Consider the following 18,369-nt stretch of genomic DNA (forward strand, 5'->3'; position numbering starts at 1 on the left):
GTCCGGCCCGGCCTCCGAACCCACGGGCCGGATGGCAGGCTTGGGGCATGCGCCGACCGCTAGCCATCCTCGCCGGGGTCCTTCTCACCGCTGCGTTCACCCTGCCCGCCTCCGCCGCCGACGGCGACGAGGACTTCACGATCAAGGACCCGCGGATCACGGAGTCCAGCGGCCTCGCCGCCTCACGACAGCACCCGGGCATCTACTGGACGCACAACGACCAGGACAAGGGCGCCTACCTCTACGCCGTGGACAGCGGCACCGGCGAGACGGTCGCGACGATCACCATGACGGGCGTGGGCACCCCGCGTGACGTGGAGGCGATCTCCATCGGGCCGGGGAACGAGATCTGGGTCGGCGACATCGGCGACAACGACGGCGTGCAGTGGCCGTACGTCTGGATCTACCGCCTGCCCGAGCCCAGGACGCTGAAGGACCAGACGATCCGTGCCACGCAGTACGTCGTGAAGTACTCCGACGGCACCCGCGACGCCGAGTCGATGGTCGTGCACCCGAGGACCGGCCGGGTCTACATCATCGACAAGCACGAGGAAGGCGGGCATCTGTACGAGGGACCGGCCGAGCTCTCCTCGTCGGGCACGAACGTCTTCAAGCCCACCACCCCCGTGGACCTGTGGGCCACCGACGCCGCGTTCTCCCCGGACGGCGGGACGCTCGCCGTGCGCGGATACCTCGGCGGCATCGCGTACGACTGGAACGGCGGCAAGCTCAAGCGGCTGGAGCGCATCAACGTCCCGCTGGGCCAGGGCGAGTCCGCCAGCTACTCGCCCGACGGCAGCAAGCTCATGCTCGGCATGGAGGGCGCGGGCAGCACCGTCGTGGCCGAGGACGCCCCCGGGGGTGGGGGGTCCTCCGACTCGTCCTCGGGCAACGGGAGTTCGGCCTCCTCGGACGACGGTGGCGACGGCGGCTCGACCGGCGACATCAAGGTCGGCGCGGTGGCGGTGGTCGTCGCGGGTGTCGTCCTGCTCGGACTGCGCAGGCTGTTGCGCCGCAGGTGAGGCGCCGGGGCGGGGAGCGTGTCAGCCCTCCCCGCCACGTTCCTCCGCCCGCCGGGCGACGAAGACCTCAAGGCCGTCCAGGATCCGTTGCAGGCCGAACTCGAAGTGGTCGAAGTCGGGGCCCCAGGTGTTCTCGTCGAGGGAGGCGAGGAGGGGGTAGCGGCCGGAGGCCATGACCTTCTCCAGCATGGGGGACTGGGCCTGCCAGAACTCCAGGTCCGTCAGGCCGGTTCGGCGTTCCGCCTCCCGCTGGTAGAGCTGGGTGCGCGCGGCCCCGACGACATAGCCGTCGATCATGATGATCGCGGAGACCAGCTCGGGGTCGCTCAGGCCCATCGGGCGGATGCGTGAGAGCACCTTCTCCATGCCGTCCAGGGCGCTCGGGCCGAGGATCGGGCGGGACTGGTTGACCTGGAGCAGCCAGGGGTGGCGGCGGTAGAGGTCGAGGGTCGCGCGGCCCATCGCCGCCAGCGCCGAGCGCCAGCTGCCGTCGCCCAGGTCGGCCGGGTTCTCGGTGGGGCGCTGGACGCGGTCCAGCATCAGGTCGAGCAGCTCGGCCTTGCCGGGGAGATACCGGTACAGCGACATCGTGCCGGTGCCCAGCTCGGCGGCGACCCGGCGCATCGAGACGGACTCCAGGCCCTCGGCGTCCGCGACCCGGACGGCCGCTTCCACGATCTGGTCCAGGGTGAGAGCCGGCTTGGGCCCGCGGCTGGGCCGTCGGCCCGTGTCCCACAGCAGCTCCAGCGTGCGGACGATGTCGCCGCTGCCGCTGGTCTCCGTACCGCTGGTGCCGCCCTTGCCGCTCGTCATGCGGTTCAGCTTAAGTCCTGCCGAAAAAACTGGGTACGGTGTACGCGCAATCGGGTACGGTGTACTCAATTACCGAAAGGGGGACGACGGATACGCGGTACGAGCCGAGGGGCTGGAGAAGCGCTACGGCGAGAAGCGCGCGCTCGACGGCTTCGACCTGGCTGTCCGTGAGGGGACGGTGCACGGGCTGCTGGGCCCGAACGGCGCCGGCAAGACCACGGCCGTGCGCATCCTGTCCACACTGATCAGGCTGGACGGCGGCCGGGCGACGGTGGCCGGTCTGGACGTGGCCCGGCAGTCGCGCGAGGTGCGGGCGCGGATCGGACTCACTGGCCAGTACGCCGCCGTGGACGAGGTGCTCACCGGCCGGCAGAACCTGGAGATGTTCGGCCGGCTCTTCCACCTGGGCGGCAGGCGGGCCAAGCTGCGCGCCACCGAACTGCTCGAGCAGTTCGACCTGACCGACGCCGCCGACAAGGGCGTCGGCAAGTACAGCGGCGGCATGCGGCGCCGCCTCGACCTCGCCGCCTCCATGATCCTCGCCCCGGCGGTGCTCTTCCTCGACGAGCCGACGACGGGACTCGACCCCCGCAGCCGCGGCGAAGTGTGGGAATCGGTAAGGGCGTTGGTGGCGGGCGGCACCACCGTGCTGCTGACCACGCAGTACCTGGAGGAGGCCGACAAGCTGGCCTCGCGGATCACCGTCATCGACCAGGGGCGGGCCATCGCGGACGACACCCCCGACGGGCTGAAGAACCTCGTCGGCGGCGACCGTGTCGAGGTCGTGGTCGCCGAGCGGTCCGACATCCCGCGTGTGGTGAAGGTGGTCGCCCGTGTCTCGGACGGCGAACCCGAGGCGGACGAGGAGGAGTCGCGGGTGCACGCCCCGGTCACCGACCGGGTGTCCGCCCTGACCGAGGTCGCGCGGACCCTCCAGGACGAGGGCGTCCAGGTCGAGGACATCGGGCTGCGCAGGCCCAGCCTCGACGACGTGTTCCTGCGCCTGACCGGACACCGCACCGAGAAGACCGAGAAGGAGGCCGCCGCATGACCGCCGTGGACCTGACCGTCGCGGCCACGCGCAGCCGCCTGTACTGGACCCTCGCCGACGTCTGGAACATCGTCCGCCGCGGCCTGACCCACTACCAGCGCCAACCGGTCAACATCGCCTGGCAGCTGGGCTTCCCGATCCTGTCCGTCCTCCTCTACGGCTATGTCTTCGGCAGCGCGATGAAGGTGCCCGGCGGCGGGGACTACAAGGACTTCCTGATGCCGGGCATGTTCGTGATGACGATGGCGTTCGGCTTCATCAACACCGCCACGCTCGTCGTCCACGACTCCACCAAGGGCGTCATCGACCGGTTCCGTTCCATGCCGATGGCCTCGTCCGCGGTGGTCGCCGGGCGCGGGATCACCGATCTGATCGGCGCCTGCGCGGAGTTGGCGATCATGATGCTGACGGCCTTCGCGATGGGCTGGCGCCCGGACGGCGGGCTCGGCTTCCTCGGCGCGTTCGGGCTGCTGCTGTGGCTGCGGTTCGCGCTGATCTGGATCGGGGTGTGGCTGGGCCTGCTGGTCCCCAACCCGGAGGCCGCCGGAGGTCTGTTCGCCGTCGCCTTCCCGCTCACGATGATCTCCAGCATCTTCGTCGCGCCTCAGCTGATGCCCGACTGGCTGGGCTGGGTTGCGGCCTGGAACCCGATCTCGTCCACGGCCGCGGCCAGCCGCGAGCTGTTCGGCACGCCGGCCGGGGGCGGGGACTCCTGGGTCGAGCAGCACGCGCTGCTGATGGCGGGGGTGTGGCCGGTCATCCTTACGGCGATCTTCCTGCCGCTGGCGGTGCGGAGGTTCCAGAAGCTCAGCCGGTGACGTCGTAGTCCTTGACGTGTCCATGCGACCCGACTTCCATGGGAGGTGCGGGTGTGGGAGCGCTCCCACTCGTTCCGGGCCCGCGCCTCCCGAGAGGAAGCAGCGACATGTTCCGCAGCTTGCGAAGAGTGCTGTGCGCGGTGGCGGCGGCGCTTGTGTTACCGCTGGCCGGGGTCGGCGCGCCGCCGGCCCACGCGGCGGAGCCCGGCGCCGTACAGGCGGCCGAGGCCGGCGCCGGCTACTGGCACACCAGCGGCCGGCGGATCCTGGACGCGACCGGGCAACCGGTCCGGGTCGCCGGGATCAACTGGTTCGGCTTCGAGACCGGCAACCGCGTCGCGCACGGCCTCTGGTCGCGCGACTACAAGAGCATGCTCGACCAGATGAGATCGCTGGGCTACAACACCCTCCGCCTCCCCTTCAGCGACGACATCCTCAAGCCCGGCACCATGCCGGACAGCATCAGCTTCGCCGACGGCAAGAACGCAGATCTACAAGGGCTGACGTCCTTGCAGGTCCTGGACCGGATCGTGGCGTACGCCGGTCAGACCGGCCTGAAGATCGTCCTCGACCGGCACCGGCCGGACGCGGCTGGGCAGTCGGCGCTCTGGTACACGGCGTCGGTACCGGAATCGACGTGGATCGCCAACCTGAAGGCGCTGGCGACGCGTTACGCCGGCAACCCGACCGTCGTCGGCATCGATCTGCACAACGAGCCGCACGATCCCGCCTGCTGGGGCTGCGGCGACACCACCCGCGACTGGCGCCTCGCGGCCGAGCGCGCCGGGAACGCGGTCCTGTCCGTCAACCCTGAGCTGCTGGTCTTCGTCGAGGGCGTGCAGTCCTTCGACGGAGTCTCCGGCTGGTGGGGCGGCAACCTGATGGGCGTGGCCCGCCACCCCGTACGACTCGACGTCCCCGGCCGCCTCGTCTACTCGGCCCACGACTACGCGACCAGCGTGGCCCAGCAGCCCTGGTTCGGCGACCCGTCCTTCCCCGACAACATGCCCGGCGTCTGGGACCGGTACTGGGGCTACATCTTCAAGCAGAACATCGCCCCGGTCTGGATCGGCGAGTTCGGTACGACACTGCAGTCGACGGTGGACCAGAAGTGGCTGGCCGCACTGGTGACGTACCTGCGCTCGACGTCGGCGTACGGCGCGGACTCCTTCCACTGGACCTTCTGGTCCTGGAACCCCAACTCCGGTGACACCGGCGGCATCCTGAAGGACGACTGGCAGACGGTGGACACGGTGAAGGACGGCTACCTGGCGAGCATCAAGGCGCCGGGATTCCCGGGCGGCGGAGGCGGTGACCCCGGCGGGGGCACGGCGGCCTGCGCCGCCGCCTACACCGTCAGCAGCGACTGGGGCGGCGGCTTCAACGCCGAGGTGAAGGTGACCAACACGGGCACGACTCCGGTCAACTCCTGGAAGGTGACCTGGACCTGGACCGGCTCACAACGGATCACGTCCATGTGGAACGCGACATACACCCAGAGCGGAGGCACGGTGACCGCATCCAACGCCGCGCACAACGGGGCGGTACCGGTGGGCGGATCGGTGAGCTTCGGGTTCGGGGGTGCGCCTGGGGGTGGTGGGGTGCCGAGTGTGAGTTGTACGGCGATGTGAGGGAGGGCGCCCGGTGTTCACGCCGGGCGCTTTCAAATGGCATACGCCACTGGCATGTTCACTCGTATGATTGAGCCTGCCTCGAATGCCCACGCGTAGTGTGCCCGCACGATTACGTTCCGTCGCATGGTCAGTTCACCGCATGAAGCGATGCACCGGATCTTCCGGGCGGATCCGGGGCTGTTCGCCCGGCTTCTGCCACGGGCGGGCATTCACTTTCCGGAGCACACCGCGATCGAGCCCCTGGACACCGATCTCACCGAGATCAGACCACTCGAACGTCGGGTGGACAGCCTGTTCCGGGTACACGTGGCCGACGACGAGGGCGGCTTCGTGCTCGCCGTCGAATCGCAGGGCAAGCCGGATCCGGACAAGCACAACAGTTGGACCTACTACTTGGCCCACATGTACGCCAAGTACCGGCTGCCGCCGTTCCTTCTGGTGGTGTGCAAGGACAAGGCGACCGCGTCATGGGCGGCGGAACCGATCCGTGTCGGCCGTGGCTTCCACACGAGCATCGTGGTCTATCCGCTGGTCCTGGGGCCCGGAACCCTGCCTGTGATCACCGAGGCTGAGGAGGCGGCTCAGGACCTCGGCGTCGCCGCCTTCTCCGCGCTCGCATACACCAAGGATCCGGGTCTGACTGCGATACTGGACGCGCTGGCGTCAGGGATGGCGGACAAGGCCGAGAAGTCCAAGGGCAGGGCCGAGACTGACGAGGGCGGGGACGTGGACCGTGTGGACTGGGCGGAAATCGTCGAGATCGGTCTGGGTGAGGGCCCGGGCCGTGACTACTGGAGGCATCTGATGGCCACTTACACCCCGAACTTTCCGGGCAGCAACACGATCGTCGAAGAGTCGTGGCTCGAGGGCCGTGCCAAGGGCCAAGCAGAGGGCAAGGCCGAGGACATCCTGCACATTCTCGGTGTGCGGGGCATCGAGGTCTCCGACTCCGTCCGGGAGCGGGTCACCGCCTGTACCGACCTCGACGTGCTGGGGGTATGGCTCGACCGCTCCCTGAGTGCGGCGGAAGCCGAGGAGCTGTTCGTCGAGGAGTAGGACGCGCGAAGGGCGCCCCGCGGTGGTCCGCCGGGCGCCCTTCGCACGTCGTAGCAGAGGCGGTTACAGCTTCTCGATCACGTAGTCGACGCACTTCGTCAGGGCCTCGATGTCCGCCGGGTCGATCGCCGGGAACATCGCGACGCGGAGCTGGTTGCGGCCGAGCTTGCGGTAGGGCTCGGTGTCGACGATGCCGTTGGCGCGCAGGACCTTGGCGACGGCGGCGGCGTCGATCTCGTCCGTGAAGTCGATCGTGCCGATGACCGCCGAGCGCTTGGCCGGGTCGGTGACGAACGGGTTGGCGTACTTGGTGTCCTCGGCCCAGCCGTACAGGGTGCGCGCGGAGGTGGCCGTGCGGCGGACCGCCCAGTCCAGGCCGCCCTGGCCGTTGATCCACTCCAGCTGCTGGTTGAGCAGGAAGAGGGTGGCCAGCGCCGGGGTGTTGTACGTCTGGTTCTTGCGGGAGTTGTCGATCGCCGTGGGGAGCGAGAAGAACTCCGGGACATGGCGGCCGGACGCGTGGACGCGCTCGGCGCGCTCGATCGCGGCCGGGGAGAAGACGCCGATCCACAGGCCGCCGTCGGAGGCGAAGGACTTCTGCGGGGCGAAGTAGTAGACATCCGTCTCCGACACGTCCACCGGGAGACCGCCGGCGCCCGAGGTGGCGTCGACCAGGACCAGCGCGCCCTCGTCGGCGCCGGCCACGCGCTTGATCGGCATGGCGACGCCGGTGGAGGTCTCGTTGTGGGTGAAGGCGTAGACATCGACGCCCGACTGGGCGACCGGCTCCGGGTGGGTGCCCGGGTCGCTGGTGATGACGTCCGGCTCGGCGAGCCACGGGGCGAGCTTGGCGGCCTTGGCGAACTTGGAGCTGAACTCGCCGAAGGTGAGGTGCTGCGACTTGTTCTCGATCAGGCCGTGCGTCGCGATGTCCCAGAAGGCCGTCGAGCCGCCGTTGCCGAGGACGACCTCGTAGCCGTCGGGCAGCTGGAACAGCTCACGGATGCCCTCGCGCACCTGGCCGACCAGGTTCTTGACCGGGGCCTGGCGGTGGGAGGTGCCCATGAGGGAGGTACCGGTCGCGGCCAGCGCGTCCAGCGCTTCCGTCCGCACCTTGGAGGGGCCCGCGCCGAAACGTCCGTCGGCGGGCTTGATGTCAGCGGGAATCTGGATCTCAGCCACGACAGGGAGGTTAGCCGGTGGAGGAAAAGTGGGCGAACCGTCGTCCGTCGGGTGAGACACGGGCCTCGTCCTCAAACGCCGGACGGGCTGATTGAGTGGACACATGTCGGAACTTGAGACGGAGCTGCGAAGGGTCGTACGGGGCGAGGTCGGGTTCGATGTCACCTCCCGTGCGTTGACGACCATGGACGCCTCCAACTACCGGCGAGTCCCACTCGGTGTGGTCGCACCATATGACGCCGAAGACGTCGCCGCGGTGCTGGAGGTGTGCCGGGACCATATGGTGCCGGTCGTGGCCCGGGGCGGCGGCACCTCCATCGCCGGACAGGCCACCGGCACCGGCATCGTGCTGGACCTCACCCGCCACATGAACCGGATCGTGTCCCTGAACCCCGACACCCGCACCGCCGTCGTCCAGCCCGGCCTCGTCCTGGACCGCCTCCAGGAGGCCGCCGCCCCGCACGGGCTCCGCTTCGGACCCGACCCCTCCACCCACAGCCGCTGCACCCTCGGCGGAATGATCGGCAACAACTCCTGCGGCTCGCACTCGGTGGCCTGGGGCACGACCGCGGACAGCGTGCGGGAACTGGACGTGATCAGCGGACGCGGGGAGCGGCTGCGGCTCGGACCGGGGTGGGCCGGCGCGCCGCAGGGGCTGCGGGAGGTGGTGGACGGGGAGCTGGCCCGGCTGCGCACCGGCTACCCCGAACTGCCCCGCCGTATCTCCGGGTACGCGCTCGACGCGCTGCTGCCCGAGAAGGGCGCCGACGTCGCCCGTTCCTTCTGCGGCAGCGAGGGCACCCTCGGCATCCTCACCGAGGCCGCCGTACGCCTCGTTCAGGCGCCACGCGCGCGTGCGCTCGCCGTGCTGGCGTACGCCGACGAGAGCGCGGCCGCGGAGGCGGCGGCCGGGCTGCTGCCGTACGGGCCGCTGACCGTGGAGGGCATGGCCGAGGACCTGGTGCCGCGGTCGGCGTCGGCCGTGCTGCCGAGGGGCGGGGCCTGGCTGTTCGTGGAGACGGGCGGGGAGTCGGAGCGGGAGGCACGCGCGCGTGCGGAGGTGATCGTGCGGGCCGCCGACGTCGTCGACGCGCTCGTCGTCACCGATCCGGCCGGGCAGCGGGCCCTGTGGCGCATCCGCGAGGACGCGAGCGGCACGGCGACCCGGATGCCCGACGGAAGCGAGGCCTGGCCCGGCTGGGAGGACTGCGCGGTGCCGCCGCAGCGGCTCGGGGCGTATCTGCGCGACTTCCGGGCGCTGATGGCCGCGCACGGGCTGCGCGGGACGCCGTACGGGCACTTCGGGGACGGCTGCATCCACGTCCGTATCGACTTCGACCTGCTGACGGAGGCCGGCATCGGCCGCTTCCGGCGCTTCTCGGAGGAGCTCGCCGAGGTCGTCGTGGCGCACGGGGGCTCGCTGTCCGGGGAGCACGGGGACGGGCAGGCGCGCGCCGAGCTGCTGCCGAAGATGTACGGCGAGGAGATGGTCCGTCTCTTCGAGCGGGCCAAGGGGGTGTGGGACCCGGACGATCTGCTCAATCCGGGGATGCTGGTGCGCCCCGCCCCGCTCGACGACGGCCTCCGTTTCTCCGTCCTGCCCCGTAAGCCGGTGGACGTGGTCTTCGGCTACCCGGCCGACGGCGGTGACTTCTCCGCCGCCGTACGGCGCTGTGTCGGGGTCGCCAAGTGCCGTACGGCATCGGCCACCGGGCCCGCCGTCATGTGCCCGTCCTTCCGCACGACCGGCGAGGAGGAACACTCCACGCGCGGGCGTGCCCGGCTGCTGCACGAGATGCTCGCCGGGGAAGTGGTGACCGACGGGTGGCGGTCGACCGAGGTGCGCGACGCGCTCGACCTCTGCCTGGCCTGCAAGGGCTGCCGGTCCGACTGTCCGGTCGAGGTCGACATGGCCACGTACAAGGCGGAGTTCCTGCACCACCACTACGAGGGGCGACGGCGCCCGGCCGCGCACCACAGCATGGGCCGGTTGCCGGAGTGGCTGCGGATCGTGGCACGCACGCGTACCGCGTCGTTGGTCAACGTCCTGGCCCGGGTGCGGCCGTTGGCGTGGGCCGCGAAGAGGGCCGGTGGGATCGCGCCGGAGCGGGAGATTCCGCGGCTGGCGACGCGGACGTTCAGCCGGTGGTGGGAGGGCCGGGCGAAGGCCCCCGTCGGCGGCGGTGCTGGTGATGGCGGCGGTGGTGGCGGTGGCCTGGTCATCCTGTGGCCGGACACCTTCACCGAGCATCTCTCGCCGTCCGTGGGGCGGGCGGCCGTCCGCGTGCTGGAGGCGGCCGGGCTGCGGGTGGCGCTGCCGCCGACGCTGCGTCTGAGGACGCCGTCGGGGGGTGAAGGGGTGACCGTGGCGATGGATCCGGTGTCCCTCCTGCGGGGCCGGCAGCGCGTCTGCTGCGGGCTGACGTACGTCTCCACGGGCCAGCTCGACCGCGCCCGCGCGGTGCTGCGGCGCACGCTCGACCTGATGGAGCCGGTGCTTCAGACGGCCGCCCCGGTCGTCGTCCTGGAGCCGAGCTGTGCGGCGGCGCTGCGCTCGGACCTGCCGGAGCTGCTGCACGACGATCCCCGGGCCCGCCGTCTCGCCGACCGTGTGCTGACCTTCGCGGAGGCGCTGGAACGGCTCGCCCCCGACTGGACGCCGCCCCGCGTGGACCGGTCGGCGGTCGGGCAGACCCACTGCCATCAGCACGCGGTACTGGGCGACGCGGCCGACCGGCGGCTGCGCGAGGCCGCGGGGCTGTCCGGGGAGCTCAGCGGCGGGTGTTGCGGTCTCGCGGGCAACTTCGGCTTCGAGAAGGGGCACTTCGAGGTGTCGGTGGCGTGTGCGGAGGAACGGTTGCTGCCGGCCGTGCGGGAGGCGGGGGAGAGTGCCGTGGTGCTGGCCGACGGGTACTCCTGCCGGACGCAGCTGGAGCAGCTGGCGGGGGTGCGGGGGCGGCATCTGGCGGAGGTTCTGGCGGAGGGGTTGGCGGACGGGATGGTGGAGGGGCCGGCGGATGGGTTCGAGGGGGCGGATGGACCGGAGGGGGACGGGTTGGCTGGGAGTGCTTGAAGGGGGAGTGCTTGAAGCGGGGAGTGGCTTGAAGCGGGGAGTGCCTGAATTTCCCTCGACGTACACCGTCATCCGGGCCGATCTCACGGCCACCGGGGTGAGGCTCCGCGACCAGTGCATCCTGGTCCGCTTCGGGCGCGGGGCCGCTTCGTAGGCTGGCCCGATCCGGCAACGCACAAGGAGCCCAGCCCGTGACCCAGCCGACCCTGCGCCTTCAGCCCCTCACCCGCGACGAGCACCTCGCCTTCGTCGCGTCCCGCCCCTCCGCCAGCCACACCCAGCTCCCCTCCTGGGGCGATGTGAAGCCGGACTGGACGGCGGAGAGCCTGGGCTGGTTGGACGGGGAGGGGCGGCTGGTGGGGGCGGGACTCGTGCTCTACCGCCCGCTGCCGAAGCTGAGGAGATACCTGGCGTATCTGCCCGAGGGGCCGCTGCTCGACTGGCACGCCCCCGACCTCGTCGAGCGGTGGCTGGAGCCGATGCTCACCTATCTCAAGGGCAAGGGCGCCTTCTCCGTGAAGATGGGCCCGCCCGTGGTCGCGCGGCGCTGGAGCCCCGATGCGGTGAAGGCGGCCATCGCCGACCCGGCCGCCCGGCGACTGGGTGACGCGGAGCCGACGTCGTACGAACCGGGAGCGCGGGACATCGCCGAGCGGCTGCGGCGGTCCGGCTGGCGGCAGACCGAGCCGGGCGGCGAGGACGGCTTCGCCGCAGGTCAGCCGCGGTACGTCTGTCAGGTGCCGTTCGCCGGGCGGTCGCTGGACGACATCCAGAGCGGCCTCAACCAGCAGTGGCGGCGCAACATCAAGAAGGCCGAGAAGGCGGGCGTGAAGGTCGCGCGGGGCGGCTACGACGATCTGCCGGTCTTCTACGACCTCTACGCCGAGACCGCCGAGCGGGACCGTTTCATCCCGCGTCCGCTGCCCTACTTCCAGCGCATGTGGAACGCCCTCACCGCCGAGCACCCCGACCGCATGCGGCTCTACCTCGCCCATCACGACGGCGACACCCTCGCCGCCGCCACGATGCTGACCGTCGGCACCCACGTCTGGTACTCCTACGGCGCCTCCACCAGCCGCAAGCGCGAGGTCCAGCCCAACAACGCCATGCAGTGGCGCATGATGACCGACGCCCACGAACTCGGCGCCGCCGTCTACGACTTCCGCGGCATCACCGACACCCTGGAGGAGTCCAACCACCTGCTGGGGCTGCTGCGGTTCAAGGTGGGCGCGGGCGGTGAGGCCGTCGAGTACCTGGGGGAGTGGGACTTCCCGCTCAACCGGATGCTGCACAAGGCGCTGGATCTGTACATGGCGCGGCGGTAGGCACGGATAGTCGCGTCCGCACTCTGGGACAGTGGCATAACAGGTTCACACGCCTGACGAAGTCCACTACTCTGGACTCGGAAGTACAGCATGATGCACGCATCCGAGCCAAGCCCTTGGAACGCCCGTGAGTACCCCTGACGCCGCCACCACGCCCGCACCGACCCACGGCGCCCGGCCCGTCGCCGAGCCGACGGCCGGTGCCCCGCGCAGCTGGGGCGCGCTCGGGCCCGTGGGCCTGGTGCTCGCCGGAGGGATCTCGGTGCAGTTCGGCGGCGCCCTGGCGGTGAGCCTGATGCCACGGGCCGGTGCGCTCGGCGTGGTGGCGCTGCGGCTGCTGGTGGCGGCGGTCGTCCTGCTGGTGGTCTGCCGTCCCCGGCTGCGCGGCCACTCCCGTACCGACTGGAGGACGGTGATCGTCTTCGGGATCACCATGGCCGCGATGAACGGCCTCTTCTACCAGTCGGTCGCCCGCATCCCGCTGGGCGCCGCGGTCACCCTGGAAGTCCTCGGCCCGCTCGCCCTCTCCGTGCTGTCGTCCCGCCGCGCCGTCAACTTCATCTGGGCCGGACTCGCGCTCGCCGGTGTCTTCCTCCTCGGCGGCGGAGGCTTCGACAGCCTCGACCCCGTAGGTGTCGCCTTTGCCCTGGGTGCCGGAGCCATGTGGGCGGCCTACATAATCTTCAGCGCCCGTACGGGCCGACGCTTCCCTCAGGCCGACGGGCTCGCGCTCGCGATGGCGGTGGGGGCCGTACTGTTCCTGCCCCTGGGCCTCGTCGAGTCGGGTACGAAGCTCACCGACCCGGTGACCCTCGCGCTGGGCGCGGCCGTGGCGATCCTCTCCTCGGTCCTGCCCTACACCCTCGAACTCCTCGCCCTGCGCCGCCTGCCCGCGGCGACCTTCGCGGTCCTGATGAGCCTGGAGCCGGCCGTCGCGGCCACCGCCGGCTTCCTCGTCCTCGACCAGGCCCTCTCCGCCGTACAGGCTCTGGCCATCGCCCTGGTCGTCGCGGCGAGCATGGGGGCGGTGCGGACCCAGGTGGGGCGGGGGAGGGCGAAGGCCGTACAGCGCGAGAACGTACGGCCCGGGAACGGCTAGCCGACCGCCGGCGCCGCAATCAGCGCATCAACAGATCCCTGGGAACCAAACCGTGCTGGAGGCGCAGCCGGCGCAGCTCCCACAGGCCCACCGCGGTCACGGAGACCGGGCCGCCGAGCACGAACAGCATCCGGACCGGTGCCGGTACGCCCGCGTGGGCGCCCGTGAACAGGTCGATCAGGGCCATCTCCCACACCAGCGTCATGGCCAGCAGCGGCGGCATCGTCTCGTGGATGTCGGCGGTGCGGAAGACGTGGACCAGGGCCAGGCCGACGCCGTAGACCACGAAGGGCAGCACCCACACGAAGGTGAACGCGATGCCGGTGTAGGTGAGGACGGTCATCACCGGGCTGGTCGCGAAACGGCCCTCGACGAAGCCGGTGAGCACGGAGGCCGGGAACACGAAGACCGCGGCGAGCAGGGCGACCATCGCGCCGAAGCACTTGGCGGCCCGGCGCAGCAACTCCCGCCGTGCCGTGGCCGGGACCAGGGCGAGCAGGACGCCCACGGCGACCGGGAAGGTCACGCACAGCACCAGAACGCTCAGCCAGGACTGGTCGACGCGCTCATCCGCGACGTCCCCGATGGAGTTCGCGATCTTGTAGGTGATCGACATCCACACCACCGCGGCCAGACCCGTCAAGGTGCGGATCTTCTGCATACGGACCACCACGGGGTCCTCGACGATGCCCGGCCGGGACGGCTTGAACACCCTGCGCGCGGTGTGGATGGGACCGAGCCTTCGCCGCAGCCGCGCGAACGGCCCGGGTGCGGGTTGCGGGACCGGGTACGGCGGCTGGGGGTGGGGCGGGTAGGGCTGCGGTGTGTAAGGGTGCGGGACCTGGGGCGGATGAGGCGGATGGCCCGCGCCGGCCGGGCCGGGCGGGGCGGGCGACGGCGGATACGGCTGCCGGCCGTGTGGGTCGTACGGCGGCTGCCCGCCCGGGCTCCAGTTGCTCATCCTTGTCTCCCCCGATGTGTGAGCAATGCGTTGCCGATGCGACAGGCGCGACGATGAGTGTATTGATCGCCCGCCGCACCGACACCCTTCCCCTGGTGGCTCCCGGTGAAGAGTTCTCAATTAATGCAAGCACGCTTGCTTGTTTTCGCCCGCGCTGCCATGCTCCTCACCACGCCGCACCACCCCGCACCACGTCACGCCGCACCACCCCGCACACCGCCGTGCCCCGAGGGGAGCGAACCGTGTCCGATCCGACGCCCGTGTTCGACGATCTGCGCGAGGAGAGCGAGGAACTCGACCGGCTTGTCGCCGAGTTGAGCCCCGAGCAGTGGGCGCTCGCCACCCCGGCGCCCGGCTGGAGCGTCGCCCACCAGATCGCGCACCTCGCCTGGACGGACCACTCGTCGCTGCTGGCGGTGAGCGACGTGGCGGCGTTCCACACGCTGGTGGAGAAGGCGCTGACGACGCCGGGGTCCTTCGTCGACGAGGGGGCGGAGGAGGGGGCCCGGCGGCCGCCCGCCGAACTGCTGGCGGAGTGGCGCGCAGGGAGGGCCGCGCTCGACACCGCGCTGCGTGAGGCGCCGCGCGACGCGAAGTTCCCCTGGTACGGCCCACCCATGTCCGCCGCCTCTATGGCCACGGCCCGACTTATGGAGACCTGGGCCCACGGCCTGGACATAGCCGATGCGCTGGGTGTGGTGCGCACACCCACCGACCGGCTCCGGCATGTGGTCTGGATCGGGGTGCGGACGAGGGACTTCGCCTTCGGTGTGCACGGACTCCCGGCACCGCTCGATGACTTCCGCATCGAACTCGTCTCGCCCTCCGGTGAGTTGTGGGCATTCGGCCCCGAAGACGCCCCCCAGCGCGTCACCGGCCCCGCACTCGACTTCTGCCTCCTGGTCACCCAGCGCGCCCACCGTTCCGACCTCGCCCTCGGCGCCGACGGCCCCGACGCCGACCGCTGGTTCGACATCGCCCAGGTCTTCGCCGGTCCGCCGGGCGAGGGCCGCGGGCCGAAGGGGGCCGCGCGGTGACGTCCGCTCCCCCTCCGCTGCGGATCGGCAACGCCTCCGGCTTCTACGGCGACCGCTTCGACGCCATGCGCGAGATGCTCACCGGCGGCGACCTCGACGTCCTCACCGGCGACTATCTCGCCGAGCTGACCATGCTGATCCTCGGCCGTGACCGACTGAAGGACCCCGGCGCCGGATACGCCCGCACCTTCCTGCGCCAGCTGGAGGAATGCCTCGGGCTGGCGCACGAGCGGGGCGTCCGGATCGTCACCAACGCCGGCGGCCTCAACCCGGCCGGACTGGCGGACGCCGTAAGGCGGTTGGCGGACCGGCTCGGCGTCCCCGTCCGTGTCGCCCACGTCGAGGGCGACGACCTCACCGCCGCCCACCCCGGCAGCCTCGCCGCGCACGCCTACCTCGGCGGGTTCGGCATCGCCGCCTGTCTGCGGGAGGGCGCGGACATCGTCGTCACCGGGCGGGTGACGGACGCGGCCCTGGTCACCGGGCCCGCCGCCGCCCACTTCGGGTGGGGGCCCGGCGACCACGACCGGCTCGCCGGCGCTGTGGTCGCCGGACATGTGCTGGAGTGCGGGGCACAGGCGACCGGCGGCAACTACGCCTTCTTCCACGAGTTCCACAAGAGCGGCGGCGACCTGCGCCGTCCCGGCTTCCCGCTCGCCGAGCTCCACGAGGACGGCACCTGCGTCATCACCAAGCATCCCGGCACCGGCGGCTTCGTCGACGTCGGCACGGTCACGGCCCAGCTGCTGTACGAGACGGCCGGCGCCCGGTACGCGGGGCCGGACGTCACCGCCCGCCTGGACACCGTACGGCTCACCCAGGACGGCCCCGATCGCGTCCGCGTCGAGGGCGTACAAGGTGAGGCCCCGCCCCCGACCCTCAAGGTCGGCGTCAACCGTCTCGGTGGCTTCCGGGGCGAGGTCGCCTTCGTGCTCACCGGCCTCGACATCGAGGCCAAGGCCGCTCTGGTGCGCGAGCAGATGACGGGCGCGCTCGCCAAGTCACCGCCCGCCGAGATCCGCTGGGACCTCGTCCGCACCGACCGGCCCGACGCCCCGACCGAGGAGACGGCGAGCGCGCTGCTGCGGCTCGTCGTGCGCGACCGGGATCAGGAGGCCGTCGGGCGAGCGCTGAGCGGGGCGGCCGTGGAGCTGGCACTCGCCAGTTACCCCGGCTTCCATGTGCTGGCGCCACCCGGAAAAGGCTCGCCCTATGGGGTCTTCGAGGATGTGTACGTCCCCCATAGTGCCGTCGACCACATGGCCGTCCTCCACGACGGACGCCGGATCCCTGTGCCGCCGGCCCACGACACCGCCGTACTCGACGATGTGCCCGCACCACCCCTGCCCCCGTCACTGCCATCCGGGCCCACCAGGCGCGCTCCCCTCGGTCTTGTCGCGGGTGCCCGCAGCGGTGACAAGGGAGGGAACGCCAATGTCGGCGTCTGGGTGCGCACGGACGACGCTTGGCGCTGGCTCGCGCACGAGCTCACGGCCGATCGTTTCCGGGAGCTGATCCCCGAGAGCGGCCGGCTGAAGGTCACCCGGCACCCGCTGCCGGGCCTCCGCGCCCTGAACTTCGTCGTCGAGGGCATCCTCGGCGAGGGCGTCGCCGCCCAGCACCGCTTCGACCCGCAGGCCAAGGCCCTCGGCGAATGGCTGCGCAGCCGCCACCTCGACATCCCGGAGATCCTCCTGTGACCGTCCTCGCCTCTTCGCTGGACCCGAAGAGCCCCGAACACACCGCCAACCGCGAGGCCATGCTCGCCAAGCTCGCCGAACTCGACGCCGAGCACGCCAAGGCCCTCGCGGGCGGCGGGGAGAAGTACGTCGAGCGGCACCGAAAGCGCGGCAAACTGCTCGCCCGCGAGCGCATCGAGCTGCTCCTCGACCCCGACACGCCCTTCCTCGAGCTGTCCCCGCTGGCCGCCTGGGGCAGCGACTACACGGTCGGGGCGTCCCTCGTCACCGGCATCGGGGTCGTCGAGGGCGTGGAGTGCCTGATCACCGCCAACGACCCGACCGTGCGCGGCGGAGCGAGCAATCCCTGGTCGCTGAAGAAGGCCCTGCGCGCGAACGACATCGCCCTGGCCAACCGGCTGCCCGTCATCAACCTCGTCGAGTCGGGCGGCGCCGACCTGCCGTCCCAGAAGGAGATCTTCATCCCCGGAGGCGCCATCTTCCGGGACCTGACACGGCTGTCGGCGGCCGGGATTCCCGCCGTCGCGGTCGTCTTCGGCAACTCGACGGCCGGCGGCGCCTACGTGCCCGGCATGTCCGACCACGTGATCATGGTCAAGGAGCGCGCCAAGGTGTTCCTCGGCGGCCCGCCCCTGGTGAAGATGGCGACCGGCGAGGAGAGCGACGACGAGTCGCTGGGCGGCGCCGAGATGCACGCGCGCGTGTCGGGTCTCGCGGACTACTTCGCGGTCGACGAACCGGACGCGCTGCGCCAGGCACGCCGTGTGGTCGCGCGCCTCAACCACCGCAAGGCATACGGCGACCCGGGCCCCGCCGAGGCCCCCAAGTACGACGCGGACGAGCTGCTGGGGATCGTGCCGGGCGATCTGCGCACCCCCTTCGACCCGCGCGAGGTCATCGCCAGGATCGTCGACGCCTCCGACTTCGACGAGTTCAAGCCGATGTACGGGACGAGCCTGACCACCGGCTGGGCGGCCCTGCACGGCTATCCGGTCGGTGTGCTGGCGAACGCCCAAGGGGTCCTGTTCAGCGAGGAGTCCCAGAAGGCCGCCCAGTTCATCCAGCTCGCCAACCAGCGTGACATTCCGCTGCTGTTCCTGCACAACACCACCGGCTACATGGTGGGCAGCCAGTACGAGCAGGGCGGCATCATCAAGCACGGCGCGATGATGATCAACGCGGTCAGCAACAGCCGCGTACCCCACCTCTCCGTCCTCATGGGCGCGTCGTACGGCGCCGGCCACTACGGCATGTGCGGCCGCGCCTACGACCCCCGCTTCCTGTTCGCCTGGCCCAGCGCCAAGTCGGCCGTCATGGGCCCCCAGCAGCTCGCCGGTGTGCTCTCGATCGTCGCCCGGCAGTCGGCGGCGGCGAAGGGACAGCCGTACGACGAGGAGGCGGACGCCGCCCTGCGCGCCATGGTGGAGCAGCAGATCGAGTCGGAGTCGCTGCCCATGTTCCTTTCGGGACGGTTGTACGACGACGGCGTCATTGATCCGCGCGACACCCGAACCGTCCTCGGTATGTGCCTGTCCGCCATCCACACGGCCCCCTACGAGGGCGCACGCGGTGGCTTCGGCGTCTTCCGGATGTGAGGC

Annotated in this window: 14 protein-coding genes; 11 read left to right on the plus strand and 3 right to left on the minus strand. The window is 71.0% G+C overall.

Annotated features, from left to right (window positions below):
• Positions 1–47: 47 nt before the first annotated feature.
• On the plus strand, positions 48–1,022 hold the full coding sequence (locus tag ACZ7NC_RS14675; protein WP_471488186.1) for a WD40 repeat domain-containing protein: 975 nt from the start codon (positions 48–50) through the stop codon (positions 1,020–1,022).
• Positions 1,023–1,043: 21 nt separating this feature from the next.
• On the opposite strand, the gene ACZ7NC_RS14680 is transcribed toward ACZ7NC_RS14675, so the two are convergent.
• Positions 1,044–1,835 carry a TetR/AcrR family transcriptional regulator gene (locus tag ACZ7NC_RS14680; RefSeq protein ID WP_471488188.1) on the minus strand — a complete coding sequence of 264 codons (792 nt, stop codon included), beginning with the start codon at positions 1,833–1,835 and terminating at the stop codon, positions 1,044–1,046.
• Between ACZ7NC_RS14680 and ACZ7NC_RS14685 the strand changes: the two genes are divergently transcribed.
• From ACZ7NC_RS14685 to ACZ7NC_RS14700, 4 genes are all read left to right on the plus strand, one after another.
• Positions 1,780–2,886: an ATP-binding cassette domain-containing protein gene (locus ACZ7NC_RS14685; protein ID WP_471488190.1), complete on the plus strand. Its 1,107-nt coding sequence runs from the start codon at positions 1,780–1,782 to the stop codon at positions 2,884–2,886. The genes ACZ7NC_RS14680 and ACZ7NC_RS14685 overlap by 56 nt on opposite strands.
• On the plus strand, positions 2,883–3,704 hold the full coding sequence (locus ACZ7NC_RS14690) for an ABC transporter permease (RefSeq protein ID WP_471488192.1): 822 nt from the start codon (positions 2,883–2,885) through the stop codon (positions 3,702–3,704). Before ACZ7NC_RS14685 ends, ACZ7NC_RS14690 begins: the two co-directional genes overlap by 4 nt.
• Positions 3,705–3,811: 107 nt before the next feature.
• On the plus strand, positions 3,812–5,335 hold the full coding sequence (locus tag ACZ7NC_RS14695; protein WP_471488194.1) for a cellulase family glycosylhydrolase: 1,524 nt from the start codon (positions 3,812–3,814) through the stop codon (positions 5,333–5,335).
• 126 nt (positions 5,336–5,461) lie between these two features.
• Positions 5,462–6,394, plus strand: a complete 933-nt coding sequence (locus ACZ7NC_RS14700) for an RpnC/YadD family protein (RefSeq protein WP_471488196.1) — start codon at positions 5,462–5,464, stop codon at positions 6,392–6,394.
• A 63-nt stretch (positions 6,395–6,457) separates the two neighbouring features.
• Here the strand turns inward: ACZ7NC_RS14700 and serC are convergent, their stop codons facing one another.
• On the minus strand, positions 6,458–7,576 hold the full coding sequence (gene serC / locus ACZ7NC_RS14705) for a phosphoserine transaminase (protein ID WP_471488198.1): 1,119 nt from the start codon (positions 7,574–7,576) through the stop codon (positions 6,458–6,460).
• Between the two features lie 103 nt (positions 7,577–7,679).
• Here serC and ACZ7NC_RS14710 point away from each other — a divergent pair, with 103 nt between their 5' ends.
• From ACZ7NC_RS14710 to ACZ7NC_RS14720, 3 genes are all read left to right on the plus strand, one after another.
• Positions 7,680–10,649, plus strand: coding sequence for an FAD-binding and (Fe-S)-binding domain-containing protein (locus ACZ7NC_RS14710; protein ID WP_471488200.1), 2,970 nt, complete (start codon positions 7,680–7,682; stop codon positions 10,647–10,649).
• 191 nt (positions 10,650–10,840) lie between these two features.
• Positions 10,841–11,974, plus strand: a complete 1,134-nt coding sequence (locus ACZ7NC_RS14715; RefSeq protein WP_471488202.1) for a lipid II:glycine glycyltransferase FemX — start codon at positions 10,841–10,843, stop codon at positions 11,972–11,974.
• Between the two features lie 127 nt (positions 11,975–12,101).
• Positions 12,102–13,073, plus strand: a complete 972-nt coding sequence (locus ACZ7NC_RS14720) for an EamA family transporter (RefSeq protein WP_471488204.1) — start codon at positions 12,102–12,104, stop codon at positions 13,071–13,073.
• 19 nt (positions 13,074–13,092) lie between these two features.
• Here the strand turns inward: ACZ7NC_RS14720 and ACZ7NC_RS14725 are convergent, their stop codons facing one another.
• A complete protein-coding gene (locus ACZ7NC_RS14725; RefSeq protein WP_471488206.1) occupies positions 13,093–14,034 on the minus strand; it encodes a hypothetical protein in 942 nt (313 codons plus the stop codon).
• A 242-nt stretch (positions 14,035–14,276) separates the two neighbouring features.
• Here ACZ7NC_RS14725 and ACZ7NC_RS14730 point away from each other — a divergent pair, with 242 nt between their 5' ends.
• The 3 genes from ACZ7NC_RS14730 to ACZ7NC_RS14740 are packed head-to-tail and all read left to right on the plus strand — an operon-like array spanning position 14,277 to position 18,366.
• A complete protein-coding gene (locus tag ACZ7NC_RS14730; RefSeq protein WP_471488207.1) occupies positions 14,277–15,071 on the plus strand; it encodes a TIGR03084 family metal-binding protein in 795 nt (264 codons plus the stop codon).
• Positions 15,068–16,771, plus strand: a complete 1,704-nt coding sequence (locus tag ACZ7NC_RS14735; RefSeq protein ID WP_471488209.1) for an acyclic terpene utilization AtuA family protein — start codon at positions 15,068–15,070, stop codon at positions 16,769–16,771. The genes ACZ7NC_RS14730 and ACZ7NC_RS14735 overlap by 4 nt, the downstream gene beginning before the upstream one ends.
• Entirely contained in the window at positions 16,768–18,366 is a 1,599-nt protein-coding gene (locus ACZ7NC_RS14740; RefSeq protein WP_471488211.1) for an acyl-CoA carboxylase subunit beta, read from the plus strand. The genes ACZ7NC_RS14735 and ACZ7NC_RS14740 overlap by 4 nt, the downstream gene beginning before the upstream one ends.
• The last annotated feature ends 3 nt before the right edge of the window (positions 18,367–18,369 follow it).

The sequence above is a fragment of the Streptomyces sp. NPDC111802 genome (genome assembly GCF_055634335.1).

Excerpts from the sequence above, each read along its gene's own strand:
- ACZ7NC_RS14685 (WP_471488190.1), top strand. The coding sequence starts at position 1,780 with ATGTCGCCGCTGCCGCTGGTCTCCGTACCGCTGGTGCCGCCCTTGCCG.
- ACZ7NC_RS14700 (WP_471488196.1), top strand. The coding sequence starts at position 5,462 with ATGGTCAGTTCACCGCATGAAGCGATGCACCGGATCTTCCGGGCGGAT.
- ACZ7NC_RS14725 (WP_471488206.1), bottom strand. The coding sequence starts at position 14,034 with ATGAGCAACTGGAGCCCGGGCGGGCAGCCGCCGTACGACCCACACGGC.
- ACZ7NC_RS14690 (WP_471488192.1), top strand. The coding sequence starts at position 2,883 with ATGACCGCCGTGGACCTGACCGTCGCGGCCACGCGCAGCCGCCTGTAC.
- ACZ7NC_RS14695 (WP_471488194.1), top strand. The coding sequence starts at position 3,812 with ATGTTCCGCAGCTTGCGAAGAGTGCTGTGCGCGGTGGCGGCGGCGCTT.
- ACZ7NC_RS14710 (WP_471488200.1), top strand. The coding sequence starts at position 7,680 with ATGTCGGAACTTGAGACGGAGCTGCGAAGGGTCGTACGGGGCGAGGTC.
- ACZ7NC_RS14680 (WP_471488188.1), bottom strand. The coding sequence starts at position 1,835 with ATGACGAGCGGCAAGGGCGGCACCAGCGGTACGGAGACCAGCGGCAGC.
- ACZ7NC_RS14675 (WP_471488186.1), top strand. The coding sequence starts at position 48 with ATGCGCCGACCGCTAGCCATCCTCGCCGGGGTCCTTCTCACCGCTGCG.